Here is a 22539-nt window from a genome sequence, read left to right as displayed (position 1 = left end):
ATTTTACGCGGGAAACCGGCCAGCCGGACGGTGATTCCTCGTCCGGCAGCCGGGCGGCCGCGCCGCCGCCGTTGCGGCATGCCGCAGCCACGCTCCGCGAACGGAACCGGCTGCACGCCTGCCTGAGTGGGGGGCCGGCGCTGGCCGGCTCGTTGCGCGCCCGTCCCCTGCCCCAGGCGGTTCCCCGAAAGGTCCCGTGCGGATGCCGGATCGGCGGGCTGCTCGATATGGTGTATACGGCGGCGGCCATGATATCACGCGTGCATGACGGTTCCGAGACGCCTGCCCGGTCGTGCGCCGCCCATCGGTGCGGCGATCGGTCGCGGCCGAACGTCGCGAAAACGCAACCTTACATTGCCCTGTACGCATCAGACCCGTATTTCTCCGGTCGCGAGGCCATCTTCCGGCGGCATGCCGGCGGCCGGCGCGCTGCCGCCGTCCGCTCGCGCGATCCAGCCGGCCAGCGTGTCGCGCTGCGCACGCCCGTCGCGGTAGCCGAGCTCGATCAGTTCGCGCGTGAACGCCTCCTCGAACAGCAGGTAGCTCGCAAACGACGCGCCGGCCGGCTGGCTGCCGCCGATCGCGCCGAGCAGCCCGCGCATCGTCGCCGGCATCTGCTTCAGGTGCTTCGCGGCGATCAGCTCGATGCGCTCGGACGGCGCGATCGCGAGCACGTCGACGTGCCGCCAGCCGCTGTCCATCTCGACCTGGTGCGGCAGGTGCTCGATCATCCGGTTGATGTGCTCGATGCGCTCGATGTCCGAGCCGATCGAATCGAGGAACACGCTCGCGAGCACCTGCTGGCCGATCTGTGCGGGCGTCGGGTAGCCGCGCACCAGCCCGTGGCCGTTCGCGGCCGGAATCTCGGGCCGCGGGTCGGCCGCGCCGATGACGACGATCCGGTCCGCGCCGAAGTGGATCGCCGGCGACAGCGGCGCGATCTGCCGGATCGAGCCGTCGCCGAAGTATTCGATCTGCCCGTCGAGCACGAGCGGCACGGCCGGGAATACGAACGGAATCGCCGACGACGCGAGCAGGTGCGACGCCGACAGGTCGACCAGCCGCGCGGTGCGCTGCGCGCGCCGCCACGCCTGGATCGGCTGGGCGGCCTGGTAGAACGTGAGGTGCCGCCCGCTCGAATAGCTGAGCGCCGTCACCGCGAGCGCATGCAGCAGGCGCGCCTCGAGCATCTGCTCGATCCGGTGAAAACTCAGCTCGCGCTGCAGCAGGTGCGCGAGCGGCGCGTTGTCGAGCAACCCGCGCGGCGAACGGCGGGCCGCCCAGCCGAAGGTCATCGTCGCCAGCCAGCGTGCACCGGCGCCCGCGATGCCGAGCCAGTCGGTGCGATACACGTAGTCGGCGCGTAGCGGCTCCCAGAATTCGAGCAGGCGCCGCACGCCGTGGGAAAAGTCGTCCGCGTGGCTCGCGATCGACGTCGCGTTGATCGCGCCGGCCGACGAGCCGCACACGACCGCGAACGGCAGCGTGTGCCGCAGCGGATCGGCCTCGCGCGCGATCTCGGCCAGCGCCTTCAGCACGCCGACCTGATAGGCGGCACGTGCGCCGCCTCCCATCAGCACGAGCGCGAGCCGCATGATCGACCTGCTACCTGCGCCGCGTCACGTCGAGCGCTTCGGCGGACGGGTTTCGGGCGACGATGCGGCGGCCGCGCGCGCCGCGGCCGAACCGGCCGCACCGGCTGATTTCGCGCGCTTCGCGGCAGGCTTGCGCGGCGCGGCGGCGGCCGGTGCCGGCTTCGCGGCCGGCTCCGGCGCAGCGGCCGCGTCCGGCGGCGCATCGCCCGACGCGGCGGGCTGCATGCCCGGCTGCGCCATCGCGAGGCTCGCGAGCTGGTTGAACTGCGACTGCAGCAGGTTCCACCAGCCCGACGGGTCGAACGGCTGCTGCGCGGCGTCGCCCGACGCTGCCGCCGACGCGTCGGCATCCGGTGCCGGCGGCGCATCGTTCGACGCCCCCGACGCGTGTTTCGCCGCATGCGCGGCCGCGACGGCCGCTTCCTCGGCGGCCGACATCGAACTCTGCGCGAACGCGCCGAACGCACGCAGCGTCGCGAGCGTCGCGCGCTGCACCTCGAGCGCCTGGATCGCGGACTGCAGCATCCCGAGGTTGAGCTTCAGCCACTGCTCGACCGCGCGCAGATCGGTGATCCGCTTGTCGAGCTCCTCGACGCTCGTGAGCGGCGCCATCATGTCGGACATGCTCGACAGCGACGGCGGCAGCCCTTGCGTGGCGCCCGGGAACGACGTCATCCCGCCGAACGGCGACATCCGCATCATGTCCCACATCCGGTCCATCATGTCGGCGGGCTTGAAGCCGGCAAAGCCGGCGAAAGGGTTGGAGCCGGAGGCATCGGTCGTCATACGGGCATCCTGGTTGACTGGGTGAGAGCGAGGCGGCCGCCATGCGTCGCGCGAGCCGCGCCTGGATCGATCATAGCGCCGGCGCGTGTCAGAACGGCGCGTCGCCGGGAAACTCGGGCGGGCGCCGCTCGCGCAGCGAGCGAATGCCTTCCTGCACGTCGGGCCCCGAAAAACCCATGAATTCGAGCGCCAGCGACGTATCGAAGGTCGGCCCGGCCGTGCGCAGCCAGTTGTTCAATGCGTATTTGGTCCAGCGGATCGCCGACTGCGAACCGTGCGCGAGCCGCTCGGCCACTTCGTAGGCCTTCGGCAGCAGGTCGGCCGGCTCGACCGCGAGCGACACCAGCCCGATCCGCTCGGCCTCCTCGCCGCTCACCGGCTCGCACAGCATCAGGTAGTACTTCGCCTTCGCCATCCCGCACAGCAGCGGCCACACGATCGCCGCGTGGTCGCCGGCCGCGACGCCGAGCCGCGTGTGGCCGTCGATGATGCGCGCATCCTTCGCGGCGATCGAGATATCGGCGAGCAGCCCGGCGACGAGCCCCGCGCCGACGGCCGGGCCATGCATCGCCGACACGATCGGCTTGCTGCAGTTGATCACGTTGTAGACGAGGTCGCGCGCCTCGCGCCACACGCGGGCGCGCACGTCGAAGTCGTTCGCCATGTCCTCGACGAGCGCGAGGTCACCGCCCGCGGAGAAGCCCTTGCCTTCGCCGCGGATCACCGCGACGCGCGTGTCGGGATCGCGGTCGATATCGCGCCAGATGTCGGCGAGCTCGCGATGCATGCGTGCGTTCGCGGTCGCGAGGCCGCTGCGGTTCGCGCCCTCGCCGCTCATCACGATGTCGAGCACGCCATGGTCGCGGCGCGTCACCTTCAGTGCTTCGTAACCGCCGTACGCGGCGAGATCGGCCATGCGCTGCTCCTTGCTCGAGGCTTTCGCGCCCCTGAATCGAGTGTAGCCAAGCCCGCGCGGGCAAACATCAGGCGAAACCCGGCGCGCGGGCCGGGCCCGGGTTTCGCGAAAGCGCAGCGCTGCGTGCGCCGCGCGACTTACGCCGCGCCGTCGGGCGGTGCGACCGACTGCTCGATCGCGCCGAAGATCGACTTGCCGGCCGTGTCGAACATCTCGATGCGCACGGTGTCGCCGTAGCGCATGAATTCCGTCTGCGGCGCGCCGTGCTCGATCGTCTCGAGGCAGCGCTTCTCGGCGATGCAGCAGTAGCCGCGCTTCGCGTCCTTGTTCGACACCGTGCCCGAGCCGACGATCGAGCCGGCGCGCAGGTTGCGCGTCTTCGCCGCGTGCGCGATCAGCTGGCCGAAGTGGAACACCATGTCGGTGCCGGCATCGGGCTGGCCGACCTTCTTGCCGTTCCAGTGGACGATCATCGGCCGGTGCACGCGGCCTTCGCGCCATTCGTCGCCGAGCTCGTCGGGCGTCACGGCGACCGGCGCGAACGCGGTGGCCGGCTTGCTCTGGAAGAAGCCGAAGCCCTTCGCGAGCTCGGCCGGGATCAGGTTGCGCAGCGACACGTCGTTCACCAGCGTGACGAGCCGCACGGCCTTCAGCGCTTCGTCGGGCGTCGCGCTCATCCGCACGTCGCCGGTGATCACCGCGACTTCCGCCTCGAAATCGATGCCCCATTCCTCGGACGGGCACACGACGTCGTCGCGAGCGCCAAGGAAATCGTCGCTGCCGCCCTGGTACATCAGCGGATCGGTCCAGAATTCGGGCGGCATCTCCGCGCCGCGCGCGCGGCGCACGAGCTCGACGTGGTTCACGTACGCGGAGCCATCGGCCCACTGGAACGCGCGCGGCAGCGGCGCCATGCAGTTGGCCGGATCGAACGCGAACGCATTGCGCGCGCGGCCGTGGTTCAGTGCGTCGTACAGGTCGCGCAGCTGCGGCGCGTAGAACGCCCAGTCGTCGAGGACGCGCTGCAGCGTCGGCGCGATCGCGTCGGCGATCGCCGCGGTGTGCAGGTCGCGCGACACGACGATCAGCTGGCCGTCGCGCGTGCCGTCCTTCAGCGAAGCAAGTTTCATAAGGGGACTCTGGCGTTGTAGTGACGATGGAGGGAATCTATTTTACGATGGTGAATCCCTGCGGCGCGCTGCGATCGTGCGTGCCGTTTTCGCCCCGATTCTTCGGCCCGGTTTTCCAGTCCGACTCCTGCCGCGTTTTCGCGCACTTGCCACCCATGCCTGCCAGCCCGCTTCCCGACGACGATCTCGCCGACTCCGACACCGACGACGCCGCTTCCGGCGAGCACGGCGAGAAGGTCCGTTCCGGCATCCAGTCGATCGAGGTCGGCTTCCGCCTGCTCGACGTGCTGACGAGCGAGCCGCGCGCGATGATGCTGCGCGACCTCGCGCAGCGCGCGGGCATGAGTCCCGCGAAGGCGCACCGCTACCTGGTCAGCTTCTCGCGGCTCGGCGTGGTGTCGCAGGATCCCGTCTCCGGCCGCTACGAACTCGGCGGCTTCGCGCTGCAGATGGGGCTCGCGCGGCTCGCGCGCGTCGACGGCGTGAAGCTCGCGCGGATCGCGCTGACCGAATTCCGCGACCGGCTCGACCAGACGGTCGGCATCGCCGTGTGGGGCAACCAGGGGCCGACGATCGTGCACTGGATGGAATCGAGCCACCCGGCGAAGGCGTCGCTGAAGCTCGGCGACGTGATGCCGCTGCTCGGCTCCGCGACGGGGCTGTTGTTCGCCGCGTACCTGCCGCGCAGCAAGACCGCCGCGATGCTCGAGCGCGAACTCGCCGATACGCGCCGCTCGCCGCACCACGGCGGCCCGCGCACGCTCGACGAGGTCGACGCGGTGCTCGCCGACGTGCGCCGGCACGAGGCCGCGCGCGTCGAGGGGATGCTGCTGCCGACGATCCACGCGTTCTGCATGCCCGTGTTCGATGCGGTCGGCGAACTCGCGCTCGCGATCGTCGCGCTCGGCCAGGAAGGCTCGTTCGACATTGCATGGGGCGGCGAGATCGACACCGCGCTGCGCGCCTGCGCGCAGAAACTGTCTTACGAACTCGGCTATAGTGCCGACGCGCGCGACGCCTGACGCATCCGGTAACCGCCCCCGGCACCTGCCCGTCACGCAGCGCGAACGTGCGGCGCATTCGACAGTCCGATTCCTGTGGCGCGCGCTGCGCGCCCGAGCTCACGCGAACGCCCCGATCCTGTCCCGATGCCCATGCAGCCTGCCGACACCCGCCCGAGTCACGCGTTGCCCCGCCACTGGCTGCGCGTGGGCATTGCGCTCGTGATCGTGCTGGTGCTGCATGCGCTCGCCGCGTTCTGGCTGATGCGCAACCGCGATTCGTTCACGCCGCCGCCAGCCGCCGAAGTCCCCGTGCAGATCGAGCTGCTGAAACCGCAACCGATCGAGCGCCAGCCTGCGCCGCCTGCGCCGCAGCCGGTCGAGCAGCCGGCCGCGCCCGCGCCGGCGGCCCCGAAGGCCGCCGCACCGAAACCCGCGCCTGAGCCGGTCCTCACGTCGACGCAAACGGCCGAGCACGGCGAGCCGCCGGCCGCCGCAGCAGCAGCGAGTGGTGTGCCTGCCGCATCGGGCGCGCATGCCGCGTCGGCTGCCGGCGCCGCCAGCACCGCGACTCCGGGCCCCGCGACGAACGGCGTGAAGTTCAACGCGCCGCCGTCCGGCGACCTGCAGTACGACACGTTCTACAACGGCATGCAGAACATGATCGGCACGATCCACTGGCGCACCGACGGGCACACCTACGACCTGTCGGTGTCGATGCCCGTGCCGTTCGTCGGCCCGTTCACCTACCGCAGCGAAGGCCGCATCGACGCGTTCGGCGTCGCGCCCGAGCGCTACGTCGAGAAGCGCGGCAAGCGGCCGGAAGACATCGCGATCTTCAACCGCGAGATCCGGCAGGTCGTGTTCACGCGCACGCCGAACAACGCGCCGCTGCCCGACGGCGTGCAGGACCGCTTCAGCATGCTGATGCAACTGTCGGGGCTCGTGCGCGGCAATCCGTCCGCGTACAAGCCGGGCGTCACGCAGCAGTTCTTCGTGATCGACAACAACAGCGGCGAAACCTGGCCGATCACCGTGATCGGCGACGAGCAGGTGCAGACGCAGGCCGGCATCATCGGCGCGCGGCACTTCATGCGCCTGCCGCGACGCGACGGCGACACGCGCCGCATCGACATGTGGCTCGCGCCGTCGCTCGGCTGGCTGCCCGCGCGGCTCGTGCAGACCGAACCGAACGGCGCGCAGATCGAGCTGTTGTGGCATGGCCGGCTCGCGGCGCCGGGCGTACCGTCCGACGACGCACCCGCAGGCGGCGCAACGCATGCGCCCGCCGGTACGCCGACGCCAGACGCATCAACCGCTCCCGCCGCGGAACTAGCACAACCCGCACCGCCGGCCGCCGTGCAACCGCCGGCACAACCGGCTGCACCGCCCGCGCCCTCGCCTGTCACATCGCCTGTCACACAGTGAACTCGCGCGCATATGCACGCGATTCGGCAATTTCGACCGATTACAGATTTCCGTGAAATGGCCGATGACACTCTTTAACAACTATTTCAGTCCACCGGCAGACAATGGGAAACGTTTCATAGACATCGGCTTCTAACCGATACACCCCATGCAGACGGGAACGGGGTGTGCAGCGCAAGCCCCTTGAAACCGGCAAGGCTCGCCCCACCTAGGGGACAACAAGGCCAGATGCCACTGCGAAGAGGAGTGCCGCCATGCAAATGATCTACAACAGCCCCAACTACTGCGTCGTCGAATTCGCGCCGCAGGCCGGCCACCACCTGATGAATGCCGGCGGATATGAAATCGTCGACAAGAACGCGCAGCGCGAAATCTTCATCGACGGCGAACTTGCCGAACGATTCCGCGCGCACGTGAAGCAGTTGATCGAGGATGAACCGTCGCTCGATGAAGTCGACGAATTCCTCGGACAATTCGACAGCCTGATGATGATGCCCGTCGTGCTGCACTGACGGCCCGCGGCCCGGCGCCTCGTGCGGCCGGGCCATTCGCCGCGCATCGACGCGGCGCCGCGAGCACTCCGATCCTGCCCCCGCCCGGTTCGCCGGCGGGGGTTTTCATTTGGCGGCCCGGCCGGCGCGGCGCGAGGCCGGGCGGCGCCCATGCGCACCGGCTACAATGACGGCTTTCCCGTCTTCGCCGGTCTTTCGCCCATGTCTGCGACTCCTCTCGCCGCTTCCGTCCCGCTCGACGCGTCCTACACGCGCGGCGCCGCTCTGCCTGCGCTGCTCAAATCGCGCATCCTGATCCTCGACGGCGCGATGGGCACGATGATCCAGCGCTACAAGCTCGACGAAGCCGCGTATCGCGGCGAGCGCTTCAAGGATTTCCCGCGCGACATCAAGGGCAACAACGAGCTGCTGTCGATCACGCAGCCGCAGATCATCCGCGAGATCCACGACCAGTACTTCGCGGCCGGCGCCGACATCGTCGAGACCAACACGTTCGGCGCGACGACCGTCGCGCAGGCCGACTACGAGATGGAAGATCTCGTCGTCGAGATGAACATCGCCTCGGCGAAGCTCGCGCGCGAAGCGGCCGAGCAATACGCGACGCCCGACAAACCGCGCTTCGTCGCGGGCGCGATCGGGCCGACGCCGAAGACGGCCAGCATCTCGCCGGACGTCAACGATCCGGGCGCACGCAACGTCACGTTCGACGAACTGCGCGCGTCGTACTACCAGCAGGCGAAGGCGCTGCTCGACGGCGGCGTCGACCTGTTCCTCGTCGAGACGATCTTCGACACGCTGAACGCGAAGGCCGCGCTGTTCGCACTCGACGAGCTGTTCGAGGACACCGGCGAGCGCCTGCCGATCATGATCTCGGGCACCGTCACCGATGCGTCGGGCCGGATCCTGTCGGGCCAGACGGTCGAGGCGTTCTGGAATTCGCTGCGTCATGCGAAGCCGCTCACGTTCGGCCTGAACTGCGCGCTCGGCGCGGCGCTGATGCGCCCGTACATCGCCGAGCTCGCGAAGCTGTGCGACACGTACGTGTCGTGCTATCCGAACGCGGGCCTGCCGAACCCGATGGCCGAGACGGGCTTCGACGAAACGCCGGACGTCACGTCGGGCCTCCTGAAGGAATTCGCGCAAGCCGGGCTCGTGAACCTCGCGGGCGGCTGCTGCGGCACGACGCCCGAACACATCGCCGAGATCGCGAAGGCGCTCGCCGACGTGAAGCCGCGCCGCTGGCCGAACCAGTACAGCGACAACGCCTGACCCGACCGTCCCCCGTCCTTCATCACCAGAATTCGCACCGCCATGACCGATCACATGATGCGCCTCGCCGGCCTCGAGCCGTTCAACGTCACGTCCGGGACGCTCTTCATCAACGTCGGTGAACGCACCAACGTCACCGGCTCGAAGGCGTTCGCACGCATGATCCTCAACGGCCAGTTCGACGAGGCGCTCGCGGTCGCGCGCCAGCAGGTCGAGAACGGCGCGCAGGTGATCGACATCAACATGGACGAGGCGATGCTCGATTCGAAGGCGGCGATGGTGCGCTTCCTGAACCTGATCGCATCCGAGCCGGACATCGCGCGCGTGCCGATCATGATCGACTCGTCGAAGTGGGACGTGATCGAGGCCGGCCTAAAGTGCGTGCAGGGCAAGGCGATCGTGAACTCGATCTCGCTGAAGGAAGGCGAGGACGCGTTCCGCCACCACGCGAACCTGATCCGTCGCTACGGCGCGGCCGCCGTCGTGATGGCCTTCGACGAAACCGGCCAGGCCGATACCTACGAACGCAAGACCGAGATCTGCAAGCGCTCGTACGACTTCCTCGTGAACGAAGTCGGCTTCCCGCCGGAAGACATCATCTTCGACCCGAACATCTTCGCGGTCGCGACCGGTATCGAGGAACACAACAACTACGCGGTCGACTTCATCGAGGCGACCCGCTGGATCAAGCAGAACCTGCCGTACGCAAAGGTGAGCGGCGGCGTGTCGAACGTGTCGTTCTCGTTCCGCGGCAACGACCCGGTGCGCGAGGCGATCCACACCGTGTTCCTGTACCACGCGATCCAGGCGGGGATGGACATGGGCATCGTCAACGCGGGCCAGCTCGGCGTGTACGCCGACCTCGACCCGGAGCTGCGCGAGCGCGTCGAGGACGTGATCCTGAACCGCCGCGACGATTCGACCGACCGCCTGCTCGAGATCGCCGACAAGTTCAAGGCGGGCGGCGCGAAAAAGGAAGAGAACCTCGAGTGGCGCAACCATCCGGTCGAGAAGCGGCTCTCGCATGCGCTGGTGCACGGCATCACGAACTTCATCGTCGAGGATACCGAAGAAGTGCGCGCGAAGATCGCTGCGGCCGGCGGCCGCCCGATCAACGTGATCGAAGGGCCGCTGATGGACGGGATGAACATCGTCGGCGACCTGTTCGGCCAGGGCAAGATGTTCCTGCCGCAGGTCGTGAAGTCGGCGCGCGTGATGAAGCAGGCGGTTGCGCACCTGATCCCGTTCATCGAGGAAGAAAAGCGCCTGCTCGCGGAAGCGGGCGGCGACGTGCGCGCGAAGGGCAAGATCGTCATCGCGACCGTGAAGGGCGACGTGCACGACATCGGCAAGAACATCGTGTCGGTCGTGCTCCAGTGCAACAACTTCGAAGTCGTCAACATGGGCGTGATGGTCCCGTGCAACGAGATCCTCGCGAAGGCGAAGGTCGAGGGCGCGGACATCATCGGGCTGTCGGGCCTCATCACGCCGAGCCTCGAGGAAATGGCGTACGTCGCGTCCGAAATGCAGCGCGACGACTACTTCCGCGTGAAGAAGATCCCGCTGCTGATCGGCGGCGCGACGACCTCGCGCGTGCACACGGCCGTGAAGATCGCGCCGCACTACGAAGGCCCGGTGGTGTACGTGCCGGACGCGTCGCGCTCGGTGTCGGTCGCCTCCAGCCTGCTGTCCGACGAAGGCGCGACGAAGTACCTCGACGAGCTGAAGTCCGACTACGAACGCATCCGCGACCAGCACGCGAACCGCAAGGCGCAGCCGATGGTCACGCTCGCCGAGGCGCGCGCGAACAAGACCAAGGTCGACTGGGCGGGCTACCAGCCGGTGAAGCCGAAGTTCATCGGCCGCCGCGTGTTCAAGAACTACGACCTGAACGAGCTCGCGCAGTACATCGACTGGGGCCCGTTCTTCCAGACCTGGGATCTCGCGGGCCCGTACCCGGCGATCCTGAACGACGAGATCGTCGGCGAATCGGCGCGGCGCGTGTTCTCCGACGCAAAATCGATGCTCGCGCGCCTGATCCAGGGCCGCTGGCTGACCGCGAGCGGCGTGATCTCGCTGCTGCCGGCGAACACCGTCAACGACGACGACATCGAGATCTACAGCGACGAGTCGCGCTCGGAAGTGCTGCTCACGTGGCGCAACCTGCGCCAGCAGAGCGTGCGCCCGGTGGTCGACGGCGTGATGCGGCCGAACCGCTCGCTCGCCGACTTCATCGCGCCGAAGGAGTCGGGCGTCGCCGACTACATCGGGATGTTCGCGGTGACGGCCGGGCTCGGCGTCGACGCGAAGGAAAAGCAGTTCGAAGCCGACCACGACGACTACAGCGCGATCATGCTGAAGGCGCTCGCCGACCGCTTCGCGGAAGCCTTCGCGGAAGCGATGCACGCGCGCGTGCGGCGCGAGCTGTGGGGCTACGCGAGCGGCGAGACGCTCGACAACGATGCGCTGATCGCGGAAAAGTACGCGGGCATCCGCCCGGCGCCCGGCTACCCGGCCTGCCCCGACCACCTCGTGAAGCGCGACATGTTCGACGTGCTGCGCGCGGACGAGATCGGCATGAGCGTGACCGACTCGCTGGCGATGCTGCCGGCCGCGAGCGTGTCGGGCTTCTATCTCGCCCATCCGGACAGCACGTATTTCTCGGTCGGCAAAATCGGCCAGGATCAGCTCGAGGACTACGCGCAGCGCATGGCGCTGTCGCTCGACGACGCGCGCCGCGCGCTCGCGCCGCAGCTCTGATCGATCGAACCGCGGCGCTACCGCCGCGCGTCGCCATCACGCGCCCCGTCCACGGGGCGCGTTGTACAACGCGCCAATCATTCAGGATACCTAATCTCAATATTGTGCATCCCAGGCTGCAAACGCCCTGGCCATCAGGTAAAGGCGCAGGAGTCGCCCTTTCCGCTTAGCCCGAAATTCGCCTCGCCATGTCGACCTTCGAGATCCGGATCAACGAAACGCCGATCGATGCAGCCCGTCCGTTCCCGCCGACGCGCTACCGCGACGAAAACTGGGACCTGAGTCATTTGCGTCCATTGACGTTCTCGTGCGACCTGGAAACCGGCTTCGACGTAACGGTGCTGGTCCTCTTCTCCTGTCACTGCTTCACCCGCAGTTTCAAATGGGATCCGCGCCCCCGCGACACCATTCCGGACGACGAGATCTACGACGATGGTCGCGAGACGCGTGTGCTCTGCGCGGACCGGTACCACGCATCGCGACGCCTGTTGCGCGACGTGATCGTCGGGCTGGCGACGCGCCGGATCGTCGTCGCCGACGAACGGCAACCCAATTTCGTGACGGTGGAGACAGCCTCGTCGGATGGCGTACAGCGGATGTATGCCGTGTTCTTCGAGGTTTCGCGGGACCGGGCCAGAAAACGCCGGCTCATCCTGCGCGTCCAGTCGGCCTATATGCTGGATGGCGGCTTGAACCGGCGCCAGCGGGAAGCCAGGAAGGTGGCGTTGCGCACGCTGCTGCGCGCAAGCCTGGAGGGCCGCAAAATCCGGGCGTAGAAAAGCCAACGGCCGCCTTTCGGCAGCCGTCGTATGCGGGACTCTCTTTCCGTCTTTCGACGAAGTACCCACTCCAGGTGGGGCCCGATTGCTCGGGCGGCGCTATGTTTTCGCACCCGCTTTCACATAGTCTTGCGTTGAATTATAAGGAATTTCACCTTTCGGTCAAGGCGAGTTCCTGCCGCCCGCGCCCGCTTCGAGCACACCACCGCGCAGCGCATTTTCATCAGACAAAAGAAAAAACCCGCTCGGAAGCGGGCTTTTTTCTGCCTTTCGATCCTTTCGAACCGGCCGGGCAAGCAGGCTCAGAAGCCCCAGTGCACGTCGGCTTCGCCGGCTTTCGCTTCGCGCAGCATCGTGAGGAAGGGCGCAACGCGCTGGGCTAGGCTCGCCGGCACTTCGTGGTGCGCGTGGTCGGCTTCGTCCTCGTGGAAATGGCCGGCGTGCTCGGCGCGCTCCTGCTTCGCCTGCGCGACCGCGCCTTCCAGCTTGGCGATCGCGTGGTCCAGCTCGTCGTGCGTAATCACCCCGCGCTCGCCCAGCTGCTTGCCGACGAGACCCAGCACATACACGGCGAAATCCTTCAGCACGTCGAGATCCTGTGCCGCCTTGCTCTTGAACGTAATCATGACAATTCCCTTTTCATCTTGTTGTGCCTGCGCGGCGCGGTTGGGGAACGCCGGCAGACCGGCGTCCGGCCTCGCGGACGCGGGCCGCCTGAGCGGCATATTAGCACCTGTTAAAATTCTGCGATCCCTGAAACGCGCGCTTAAAAAGCGCGCCGGCGGGCCGGCGTTTCCGGCCGCCACCAACGAAGCCTTCTACCAGCATGCTGCCAGCACACAAACAGACCCTCGAAGCCCTGCTCGCGGATAGCGTCAAGCAGGTCGCACACGCGCTGAAAGGCGCCGACGCCGCGTCCGTCGCCCCCGTCATCACGCTGGAGCGCCCGAAGGTCGCCGCGCACGGCGACGTTGCGTGCAACGTCGCGATGCAGCTCGCGAAGCCGCTCGGCACGAACCCGCGCCAGCTCGCCGAGCAGATCGTCGCAGCCCTCACCGCCCAGCCGGGCGCGCAAGGCCTCGTCGAAGCCGCCGAGATCGCCGGCCCCGGCTTCATCAACTTGCGCCTGTCGGCCGCCGCGAAGCAGGCGGTGATCGCCGCCGTGTTCGACCAGGGCCGCGCGTTCGGCACGTCGGATCGCGAGAAAGGCAAGCAGGTGCTGCTCGAATTCGTGTCGGCGAACCCGACCGGCCCGCTGCACGTCGGCCACGGCCGCCAGGCCGCGCTCGGCGACGTGCTCGCGAACGTGATCGCGAGCCAGGGCTACGCGGTGCACCGCGAGTTCTACTACAACGACGCGGGCGTGCAGATCGGCAACCTCGCGATCTCGACGCAGGCGCGCGCACGCGGCCTGAAGCCGGGCGACGCGGGCTGGCCGGAAGCCGCGTACAACGGCGAATACATCGCCGACATCGCACGCGACTTCCTGAACGGCGAAACGGTTGCCGCGTCGGACGGCGAGCCGGTCAAGGGCACGGGCGACGTCGAGGATCTCGACGCGATCCGCAAGTTCGCGGTCACGTACCTGCGTCGCGAGCAGGACATGGATCTGCAGGCGTTCGGCGTGAAGTTCGACCAGTACTACCTCGAGTCGTCGCTGTACAGCGAAGGCCGTGTCGAGAAGACGGTCGACGCGCTGATCAAGGCCGGCATGACCTACGAGCAGGACGGCGCGCTGTGGCTGCGCACGACCGACGAAGGCGACGACAAGGATCGCGTGATGCGCAAGTCGGACGGCACGTACACGTACTTCGTGCCGGACGTCGCGTACCACGTGACGAAGTGGGAGCGCGGCTTCACGAAGGTGATCAACATCCAGGGTTCGGACCACCACGGCACGATCGCGCGCGTGCGCGCCGGCCTGCAGGGCCTGCACATCGGGATCCCGAAGGGCTACCCCGACTATGTGCTGCACAAGATGGTCACCGTGATGCGCGACGGCCAGGAAGTGAAGATCTCGAAGCGCGCGGGCAGCTACGTGACGGTGCGCGACCTGATCGAATGGTCGGGCGGCGCGGCGGCGGGCCAGGAAGCGGCGCCCGACCTGATCGACGAAGCGACCATCACGCGCGGCCGCGACGCGGTGCGGTTCTTCCTGATCTCGCGCAAGGCCGATACCGAGTTCGTGTTCGACATCGACCTCGCGCTGAAACAGAACGACGAAAACCCGGTCTATTACGTCCAGTACGCGCATGCGCGGATCTGCTCGGTGCTCAACGAGCTGAAGTCGCGCTACAACGTCGACGTCGCGCATCTGCCGGGCGCCGACCTGTCGCAGCTGACGAGCACGCAAGCGGCGTCGCTGATGCAGAAGCTGGCCGAGTACCCGGACATGCTCACGCACGCGGCCAACGAACTGGCACCGCACGCGGTTGCGTTCTACCTGCGCGACCTCGCTGGCGAATTCCACTCGTTCTACAATGCGGAGCGCGTGCTGGTCGACGACGAAGCGCCGCGCAATGCGCGCGCCGCACTCCTCGCCGCGACCCGGCAGGTGCTCGAGAACGGCCTGGCGGTGCTCGGCGTGTCCGCGCCCGCCAAGATGTAAGGCAGCAAGCGGCCCGAACCGGGCAGCGAATGGCTGCGGCTGGAGCGCCCGTCGCAGCCTTTTCACGATTCTTTTTGCAGGTGACTCAAGCAATGGCACAACCACGCCGAACTTCGAAGCAATCGAAACAAGCCGGAGGGACATTTCTTGGAATCGTGCTGGGCCTGATCGTCGGCCTCGCGATCGCCGTGGTGGTGGCGCTCTACATCACGCGTTCCCCGTCGCCGTTCGTATCGAAGGTCGCGCCGCCGCCGGCCGACAACGGCGCGAGCCAGCCGCAGCAGTTCGATCCGAACCGCGCGCTGCAGGGCAAGACGCCGGGCCAGCCGGTGCCGCAGGCCGCGCAGCCCGCGCCGCCGAACACCGCGCCCGGCCAGGCCGCGAACCAGACCCAGGGCGGCCTGCTGCCCGAGCCGCAAATCGTCGAAGTGCCGCCGCAGGCCAACGGGTCGAGCGGCTCGAACAACACCGGCAGCTCGAACAATTCGACCGCGTCGAACAGCACGTCGTCGAGCAACGGCGTGGCCGTCGCGCCGAAGCCGGCCGACACCACGCCGCCGCCGAAGAAGACGCAGCAGGCGCAGCAGCAACAGCAGCAAGGCGGCGAGGACGACCTCGCCCGCTTCGCCGCGCAGAAGCAGGCGCAGCAAGCGGCCGCGCAAAAGCAGCAGCAACAGCAACTGGCCGCGAACACGCCGAAGCCGACCTCGTCGGCCACGGCCGCCGCGACGGCAAAGCCGCCGACCGCGAACGACGCGAATACCGGCTACTTCCTGCAGGTGGGCGCGTACAAGACGGAAGGCGACGCCGAGCAGCAGCGGGCGCGCCTCGGCTTCCAGGGCTTCGAGTCGAAGGTGTCGAAGCGCGATGTCAGCGGCGTGACGTATTTCCGCGTGCGTGTCGGCCCGTTCTCGAAATTCGAGGATATGAACTCGGCTCGCCAGCGCCTGTCCGATGCAGGTGTCGACACGGCGGTGATCCGTTTCACGAAGCAGTAAGCAACCGGCCGAGCCCACTCAGAACCCGTTACGTTTCGTAACCCGAGCAACTGATTCGACGTTCACAACATGAAAAAACTGCTTAGCACGCTCCTTCTGTCCCTGGGCCTGGCCGCCGGCCTCGCGCAGGCTTCGCCCGCCGCACCGGTCTCCGGCAAGGACTTCGAGGTGATGAAGTCGCCGCAGCCGGTGTCCGCACCGGCCGGCAAGGTCGAGGTGATCGAATTCTTCTGGTACGGCTGCCCGCACTGCTACGAATTCGAGCCGACGATCGAGGCCTGGGTGAAGAAGCAAGGCAACAACATCGACTTCAAGCGCGTCCCCGTCGCATTCCGTGACGATTTCGTCCCGCACTCGAAGCTGTTCTACGCGGTGTCCGCGCTCGGCATCTCCGAGAAGGTCACGCCGGCGATCTTCAACGCGATCCACAAGCAGAAGAACTACCTGCTGACGCCGCAGGCGCAGGCCGACTTCCTGGCCACGCAGGGCGTCGACAAGAAGCAGTTCACGGACGCGTACAACTCGTTCAGCGTGCAGGGTGAAGTGAACCAGTCGGCCAAGCTGCTGAAGGACTACGCGATCGACGGCGTGCCGACGGTCGTGGTCCAGGGCAAGTACAAGACGGGCCCCGCTTACACGAACAGCATCCCGGGTACCGCCCAGGTGCTCGACTTCCTCGTGAAGCAGGTTCAGGACAAGAAGCTCTGATCCCCGCCCGCGCGCCGGCATGACTACTCCGCTGAAGGTCTTCATCACCGGCGCATCGAGCGGCCTCGGCCTCGCGATGGCCGAGGAATACGCCCGCCAGGGCGCCACGCTCGCACTCGTCGCGCGCCGCACCGATGCCCTCGAGGCGTTCGCGCGGCGCTTCCCGAAGCTGTCCATCTCCGTCTATTCCGCCGACGTGCGCGATGCCGACGCGCTCGCGACGGCCGCCGCGTCGTTCATCGCGGCGCACGGCTGCCCCGACGTCGTGATCGCGAACGCCGGCATCAGCCAGGGCGCCGTCACGGGCCAGGGCGATCTCGCGGCGTTCCGCGACGTGATGGACATCAATTACTACGGGATGGTCGCGACGTTCGAGCCGTTCGTCGGCCCGATGACGGCCACGCGCCACGGCACGCTGGTCGGTGTCGCGAGCGTTGCCGGTGTGCGCGGGCTGCCTGGTTCCGGCGCGTACAGCGCGTCGAAATCGGCCGCGATCAAGTATCTCGAAGCGCTGCGCGTCGAGTTGCGGCCGGCCGGCGTCGGCGTCGTGACGATCGCGCCCGGCTACATCCGTACGCCGATGACCGCACACAACCCGTACCGGATGCCGTTCCTGATGGACGCCGACCGCTTCGCCGCGCGTGCGGCCCAGGCGATCGCGCGGCAGCGCGCGTTCCGCGTGATTCCGTGGCAGATGGGTGTGGTCGCGAAGGTGCTGCATGTGTTGCCGCGCTGGCTGTACGACCGCCTGTTCGAGAAGGCGCCGCGCAAGCCGAAGGCGGGCGCGCATTGACGCTCCGGTGAGCGCTCGGCCCGCGTGAAGCTTCGCGGGCCGTCTCTCCGTCTCTCCGTCTCTCCGTCTCTCCGTCTCTCCGTCTCTCCGTCTCTCCGTCTCTCCGTCTCTCCGTCTCTCCGTCTCTCCGTCTCTCCGTCTCTCCGTCTCTCCGCTTCTCCGCCTCTCCGCCTCTCCGCTTCCCCGCTTCTCCGCACCGCCACCTGGCCGTTTCGACGCTTCGATTCGCGACACGTCCGCACCGCTCCCGCGCCATCCCCGACGCGTCGCTGCCCGGCGTCCCCGGCGCCAGCGTTCCGCCGCCCGCGCCTCCTTCGCCCCACTCGTCGCCCCAACACCCGTTCCGTCGCGAACGCAGCCGTTTTTCGGCCAATTCGCCGCGTTCAGGCGCCTTTTTTCACGCGCCGCGCGCTTTGACGGTATGCTATTCGCCAGCCGCGCCGGCCCTGTCCGCTTCCGGGCCGCGCCCGCATCCCGTCACCCAGCAAAAAACACAAGCCACGTGGGAGATCCTATGCAGGTCAAGCTGTTCGCCGCGGCCACGCTCGCCGCCGCCCTCGCCGCCCCCGGCCTCGCCGCCGCCAAGCCGCTCACCGTCTGCACGGAATCGAGCCCCGACGGCTTCGACGTCGTGCAATACAACTCGCTCGTCACGACCAACGCGTCGGCCGACGTGATCTTCAACACGCTCGTGTCGTACGACGAAGCCGCGAAGAAGGTCGTGCCCGCGCTCGCCGACAAATGGGACGCGAGCGCCGACGGCCTCACGTACACGTTCCATCTGCGCCCGAACGTCGCGTTCCAGACCACCGAGTATTTCAAGCCGACCCATGCGCTCGACGCGGACGACGTCGTGTTCACGTTCTCGCGGATGCTCGACGACGCGAATCCGTGGCACAAGGTGGCCGGCGCGAGCGGCTTCCCGCACGCGCAGTCGATGGGCCTCGTGAAGCTCGTGAAGTCGGTCACGAAGGTCGACGACAGCACCGTGAAGTTCGTGCTGAACGAGCCGAACGCGACGTTCGTGCCGATCCTGACGATGGGCTTCGCGTCGATCTACTCGGCCGAATACGCGGACCAGCTGCTGAAGGCCGGCAAGCAGGCCGACCTGAACGCGAAGCCGGTCGGCACCGGCCCGTTCGTGCTGAAGAGCTACACGAAAGATGCGCTGATCCGCTACGACGTGAACCCGACCTACTGGGGCACGAAGCCGAAGGTCGACCGGCTGATCTATGCGATCACGCCCGATCCGTCCGTGCGGCTGCAGAAGGTGAAGGCCGGCGAATGCCAGATCGCGCTGTCGCCGAAGCCGCAGGACGTGCTCGCCGCGAAGGGCGAAAGCGCGCTGAAGGTCGTGCAGACGCCCGCGTTCATGACCGCGTTCGTTGCACTGAACACGCAGAAGAAGCCGCTCGACAACGACAAGGTGCGCGAAGCGCTCAACCTCGCGTTCGACCGCGCGACCTACCTGAAGGTCGTGTTCGACAACACCGCGACGGCCGCGAACAATCCGTATCCGCCGAACACGTGGAGCTACGCGAAGGACGTCGCGCCGTACGCGTACGATCCGGCGAAGGCGAAGCAGCTGCTCGCGCAGGCCGGCTTCCCGAACGGCTTCTCGACGACGATCTGGACGCGCCCGACCGGCAGCGTGCTGAACCCGAACCCGAAGATCGGTGCGGAGCTGCTGCAGGCCGACCTCGCGAAGATCGGCGTGAAGGCCGAGGTCAAGGTGATCGAATGGGGGGAGCTGATCAAGCAGGCGAAGCTCGGCCAGCATGACATGCTGTTCATGGGCTGGGCCGGCGACAACGGCGATCCGGACAACTACCTGTCGCCGCTGTTCAGCTGCAATGCGGTGAAGTCGGGCATCAACTTCGCGCGCTTCTGCGACACGCAACTCGACAAGCTGATCGCCGACGGCAAGTCGACCGCCGATCAGGCCAAGCGCGCGAAGCTGTACGAAGCGGCGCAGAAGATCATCCACGACCAGGCGCTGTGGATTCCGCTCGGCTATCCGACCGCGGCCGCGCTCACGCGCACGAACGTGAGCGGCTATCACGTGAGCCCGTTCGGGCGGCAGAACTTCACGACCGTCGCCGTGCAGTAACGCGACCCTCGCGCGTGGCGCGCAAGCGACGGTGCGTCCGACCGTCGCTTGCGGCCCGCGCGCCGCGCTTGCTACACTGCGCGCCTATTCCTCATACCGGACGCCAGCCAAAGTGAACAACTAAGCCTTCCCAAAATGTTTTCGCCGCCGTGCCACGTACGCCGCGCGCGAAGGTCTTCACGCATTTTTGGAGGTGCTTATGGCTGCAGCCACGCCCACCGGCGCGCTCGTCGCGCTTCATCACGTTTCCTTCCGCTTCGACGACGGCTTCACGCTGTTCGATTCGCTCAACCTTTCCATCGATCGCACGCCGACCGGCATCGTCGGCCGCAACGGCATCGGCAAGAGCCAGCTCGCGCAATTGATCGCGGGCCGCTGCGCGCCGAGCGCGGGGGCGATCGAGCGGCACACGCACGTCGTCTACGTCGCGCAGCAGCACGACTACGGTGGCGTATCGGCCGGCCCGCGAACCGTCGCGCAGATCGCCGCGCTCGATGCACCGCTCGGCGCGCTCGCACGTCTCGCCGACGGCCGCGCGGAACCGCACGACTTCGACCTGATCGGCGATCGCTGGGATCTCGCGGAACGGCTGCGCACCGCGCTCGACGCGGCCGGCCTGCACGACGTGCAACCCGACACGCCCGCGCAGGCGCTGAGCGGCGGGCAACTCGCACGCGTCGCGCTGATCGGCGCGCTGCTGTCCGGCGCGGGCTTGCTCGTGCTCGACGAACCGACCAACCATCTCGACGTGTCGGGCCGCGCGTGGCTGCGCGCGGCGCTCGACGGCTGGCGCGGCGGCCTCGTCATCGTGAGCCACGACCGTGCGCTGCTCGCCGACGTGCAGCGCATCGTCGAGCTGACGCCACAAGGCGTGCGCGCGTACGGTGGCAACTACGCGCTCTATCGTGCGCAGCGCGGCGCGGAACAGGATGCCGCGCAGTCCGCGCTCGACAACGCGCGTGCCGAACGCGGACGCGTCAGGCGCAGGCTCGAACAGGAACACGACACGATCCAGCGCCACGCGGCCGCGTCGCTGCGCGACGCGAAGACGGCCAACCTGTCGTCGGGGGCAAAACAGAGTCGCAAGGGTGCGGCGCGCAGCATCATGGGCACGGTGCGGCGCCACCAGAATGAATTCAAGGCGACGCTCGACGAACGCGTGCAGGAAGCGGCCGCGCGCGTCGAAGCCGATGCGCCCGTGCTCGTGTCGCTGCCGGGCACCGAGGTCAGCGCACGCCGCCAGCTGTTCACGCTCGACCGCGCGCAACTGCCGTGGCGCATCGCCGGCGATGCCGACGCGATCACATGGTCGGCCAGCGGCCCGGTGCGCATTGCATTGACCGGCCCGAACGGCTGCGGCAAATCAACGTTGCTGCGCATGCTCGCGGGCGAGCTTGCGCCGCGTTCGGGCGCATGCACGACACACGTAAGTGCCGCGTATCTCGACCAGCGGCTCGCGCTGCTCGATCCCGATCGCTCGATCGTCGAGCAACTGGGGCTGCTCGATACGCCGCTCGCCGAAGGCGACCTGCGTAGCCGTCTCGCGTTGTTGCAGCTCGACGCGGTACGCGCAACGCAGCCGGCGCGGCAACTGAGCGGCGGCGAACGGCTGAAGGCCGCGCTCGCGTGCGCGTTGTGGCGCGGCACGCCCGCGCAACTGCTGCTGCTCGACGAGCCGACCAATCACCTCGATCTCGAATCGGTGCGGGCGATCGAAGCCGCACTGGCGGGCTTCCCCGGCGCGATCGTGGTCGCGTCGCACGACCCCGCGTTTCTTGCGGCGCTCGACCCGACGCATACGATGCAATGGCATCGCGACGGGTGGCGCTACGAACCCGTCGCTTGAGGAAAGCGAAACGGTGTCAGCCGGCGGTGCGGAACCGCAGCACGCCGTCGTCGCCCTGCTCGCGCACGAGCTCGCCCGCGAGCCACAGCAGGTTCAGGTGCGCGAGCGCCTCGCCGAGCGCGAACGTCATCTGGTGGATGTCGAGTTCGCGGCGGCGGAACATGATCGGCACGATGTCGGCCGCGCTCATCGGCTGTTCCGCGCACGCGACGCGCACTTCGGCCAGGCGCGCGTCGTGGTGCTCGCGCAGTTGCGTGATGCGCGTGCGCACGCCGCGAAACGGCTTGCCGTGCGACGGCAGCACCAGCGTATCGGGCGCCATCGTCTCGTAGCGGCCGAGCGACTGCAGGTACAGCGCGAGCGGGTTCGCCTCCGGTTCGAGGTCGAACACGGACACGTTCGTCGAAATGCGCGGCAGCACCATGTCGCCGGAGATCAGCACGCCGTCCGCTTCGCTGTGCAGCGCGCAATGTTCAGGCGAATGGCCGAAGCCGGTCACGACGCGCCACGTGCGCGCGCCGATCGTCACCGCGTCGCCTTCGCGCAAGCGCCGGTAGCGCGGCGGCACGGCCGGCACGAGATCCGAGTAGTAGTGGCGGCGGTTGCGCAGCTTGTCGAGCGCGGCCGGATCGGTCAGCCCGTGGCGCGCGAAGTGATCGGCGGCGGCAGCGCCGCCCGCGTTCGAGCCGTTGCCGGCCGCCATCAGGCAGCCGAACATGTACTCGCCGAGCGTCATCCACAACCGCACGTTCCAGCGGCCCTTGTCGCCGCCTTCGCACAGCCAGTTCGCGAGGCCGAAGTGATCGGGGTGGCAATGCGTGACGAGCACGCGCAGCACGGGCAGGCCGTCGAGATGCGTGTCGAAGATCTGCTCCCAGTGCGCGCGGATCGCATCCGACGCGATCCCGCAATCGACGATCGTCCAGCCGGCCTGCCCGTCGATCTCGTCGCGCAGCAGCCAGAGGTTGATGTGATCGAGCGAGAACGGCAGCGGCATGCGCAGCCAGCGCACGCCGGGCGCGACCTCGAACGTGTCGCCCGCGGCGGGCAGCGTATCGGCGAAGGGATAGTCGAGTTGGTGTTCCAGTGCGTTCATCGGTGGGGCGTCTCGTCGTTATCGGTGCGATTGCGCGCGGGCGGCAGGCCATGGCGGGCGTTCCGCCGATTCTATCGCCGTCCCGGGGAACGCGTGCCCGGCGGCTTGCTGCCCGTCAAAAAAAGTTCGTGCCAGAATCGGTTCCGTACCCGTATCTTTACGCGAAGATGCACCGAACGGCACCCAACGGCGGGCAACCCGCCG

18 protein-coding genes are annotated in these 22539 nt (G+C 67.9%); 12 read left to right on the top strand and 6 right to left on the bottom strand.

The features are described from left to right. Positions 1-368: 368 nt before the first annotated feature. From LGM56_RS21515 to LGM56_RS21500, 4 genes are all read right to left on the bottom strand, one after another. Positions 369-1595: a patatin-like phospholipase family protein gene (locus LGM56_RS21515; RefSeq protein WP_175236814.1), complete on the bottom strand. Its 1227-nt coding sequence runs from the start codon at positions 1593-1595 to the stop codon at positions 369-371. A 24-nt stretch (positions 1596-1619) separates the two neighbouring features. Continuing rightward, complete coding sequence (locus tag LGM56_RS21510) at positions 1620-2381, bottom strand: PhaM family polyhydroxyalkanoate granule multifunctional regulatory protein (protein ID WP_226206743.1); 762 nt, start codon at positions 2379-2381, stop codon at positions 1620-1622. Between the two features lie 88 nt (positions 2382-2469). After that, entirely contained in the window at positions 2470-3297 is an 828-nt protein-coding gene (locus LGM56_RS21505; RefSeq protein WP_089495725.1) for an enoyl-CoA hydratase/isomerase family protein, read from the bottom strand. Positions 3298-3434: 137 nt separating this feature from the next. After that, positions 3435-4427: a fumarylacetoacetate hydrolase family protein gene (locus LGM56_RS21500; RefSeq protein WP_039346348.1), complete on the bottom strand. Its 993-nt coding sequence runs from the start codon at positions 4425-4427 to the stop codon at positions 3435-3437. A gap of 155 nt (positions 4428-4582) precedes the next feature. Between LGM56_RS21500 and LGM56_RS21495 the strand changes: the two genes are divergently transcribed. The 6 genes from LGM56_RS21495 (at position 4583) to LGM56_RS21470 (ending at position 12173) form a co-directional block, all read left to right on the top strand. Then, entirely contained in the window at positions 4583-5449 is an 867-nt protein-coding gene (locus LGM56_RS21495) for an IclR family transcriptional regulator (protein ID WP_179254841.1), read from the top strand. 126 nt (positions 5450-5575) lie between these two features. Further along, complete coding sequence (locus tag LGM56_RS21490; protein ID WP_226206742.1) at positions 5576-6856, top strand: DUF3108 domain-containing protein; 1281 nt, start codon at positions 5576-5578, stop codon at positions 6854-6856. 254 nt (positions 6857-7110) lie between these two features. Next, positions 7111-7368, top strand: coding sequence for a DUF3567 domain-containing protein (locus LGM56_RS21485; protein ID WP_006477667.1), 258 nt, complete (start codon positions 7111-7113; stop codon positions 7366-7368). 201 nt (positions 7369-7569) lie between these two features. After that, positions 7570-8637: a homocysteine S-methyltransferase family protein gene (locus LGM56_RS21480; RefSeq protein ID WP_089495898.1), complete on the top strand. Its 1068-nt coding sequence runs from the start codon at positions 7570-7572 to the stop codon at positions 8635-8637. A gap of 42 nt (positions 8638-8679) precedes the next feature. After that, complete coding sequence (gene metH / locus LGM56_RS21475) at positions 8680-11397, top strand: methionine synthase (protein ID WP_226206741.1); 2718 nt, start codon at positions 8680-8682, stop codon at positions 11395-11397. Between the two features lie 188 nt (positions 11398-11585). Next, on the top strand, positions 11586-12173 hold the full coding sequence (locus LGM56_RS21470; RefSeq protein ID WP_226206740.1) for a hypothetical protein: 588 nt from the start codon (positions 11586-11588) through the stop codon (positions 12171-12173). A gap of 305 nt (positions 12174-12478) precedes the next feature. On the opposite strand, the gene LGM56_RS21465 is transcribed toward LGM56_RS21470, so the two are convergent. Next, positions 12479-12802, bottom strand: a complete 324-nt coding sequence (locus LGM56_RS21465) for a DUF1840 domain-containing protein (protein WP_089426439.1) — start codon at positions 12800-12802, stop codon at positions 12479-12481. A gap of 200 nt (positions 12803-13002) precedes the next feature. Here LGM56_RS21465 and argS point away from each other — a divergent pair, with 200 nt between their 5' ends. The 6 genes from argS to LGM56_RS21435 all read left to right on the top strand — a co-directional run bounded on the left by argS (position 13003) and on the right by LGM56_RS21435 (position 21239). Continuing rightward, on the top strand, positions 13003-14784 hold the full coding sequence (argS, locus tag LGM56_RS21460; protein WP_226206739.1) for an arginine--tRNA ligase: 1782 nt from the start codon (positions 13003-13005) through the stop codon (positions 14782-14784). Between the two features lie 92 nt (positions 14785-14876). Next, a complete protein-coding gene (locus tag LGM56_RS21455; protein WP_226206738.1) occupies positions 14877-15782 on the top strand; it encodes an SPOR domain-containing protein in 906 nt (301 codons plus the stop codon). A gap of 69 nt (positions 15783-15851) precedes the next feature. Beyond that, positions 15852-16490, top strand: coding sequence for a thiol:disulfide interchange protein DsbA/DsbL (locus LGM56_RS21450; RefSeq protein WP_089441130.1), 639 nt, complete (start codon positions 15852-15854; stop codon positions 16488-16490). A gap of 19 nt (positions 16491-16509) precedes the next feature. Further along, complete coding sequence (locus tag LGM56_RS21445; protein ID WP_226206737.1) at positions 16510-17283, top strand: SDR family oxidoreductase; 774 nt, start codon at positions 16510-16512, stop codon at positions 17281-17283. Positions 17284-17797: 514 nt separating this feature from the next. Then, the gene (locus tag LGM56_RS21440; protein ID WP_226206736.1) at positions 17798-19393 is read left to right on the top strand and encodes an ABC transporter substrate-binding protein; all 1596 of its coding nucleotides are present in this window, start codon (positions 17798-17800) and stop codon (positions 19391-19393) included. 199 nt (positions 19394-19592) lie between these two features. Further along, complete coding sequence (locus tag LGM56_RS21435) at positions 19593-21239, top strand: ABC-F family ATP-binding cassette domain-containing protein (protein WP_226206735.1); 1647 nt, start codon at positions 19593-19595, stop codon at positions 21237-21239. A gap of 16 nt (positions 21240-21255) precedes the next feature. Here the strand turns inward: LGM56_RS21435 and LGM56_RS21430 are convergent, their stop codons facing one another. Then, on the bottom strand, positions 21256-22335 hold the full coding sequence (locus LGM56_RS21430; RefSeq protein WP_089495733.1) for an MBL fold metallo-hydrolase: 1080 nt from the start codon (positions 22333-22335) through the stop codon (positions 21256-21258). Positions 22336-22539: the final 204 nt, after the last annotated feature.

The sequence above is a fragment of the Burkholderia sp. AU38729 genome, from assembly GCF_020419725.1.
Taxonomy (GTDB): domain Bacteria; phylum Pseudomonadota; class Gammaproteobacteria; order Burkholderiales; family Burkholderiaceae; genus Burkholderia.
This window is presented reverse-complemented; position numbering and strand designations above follow the sequence as displayed.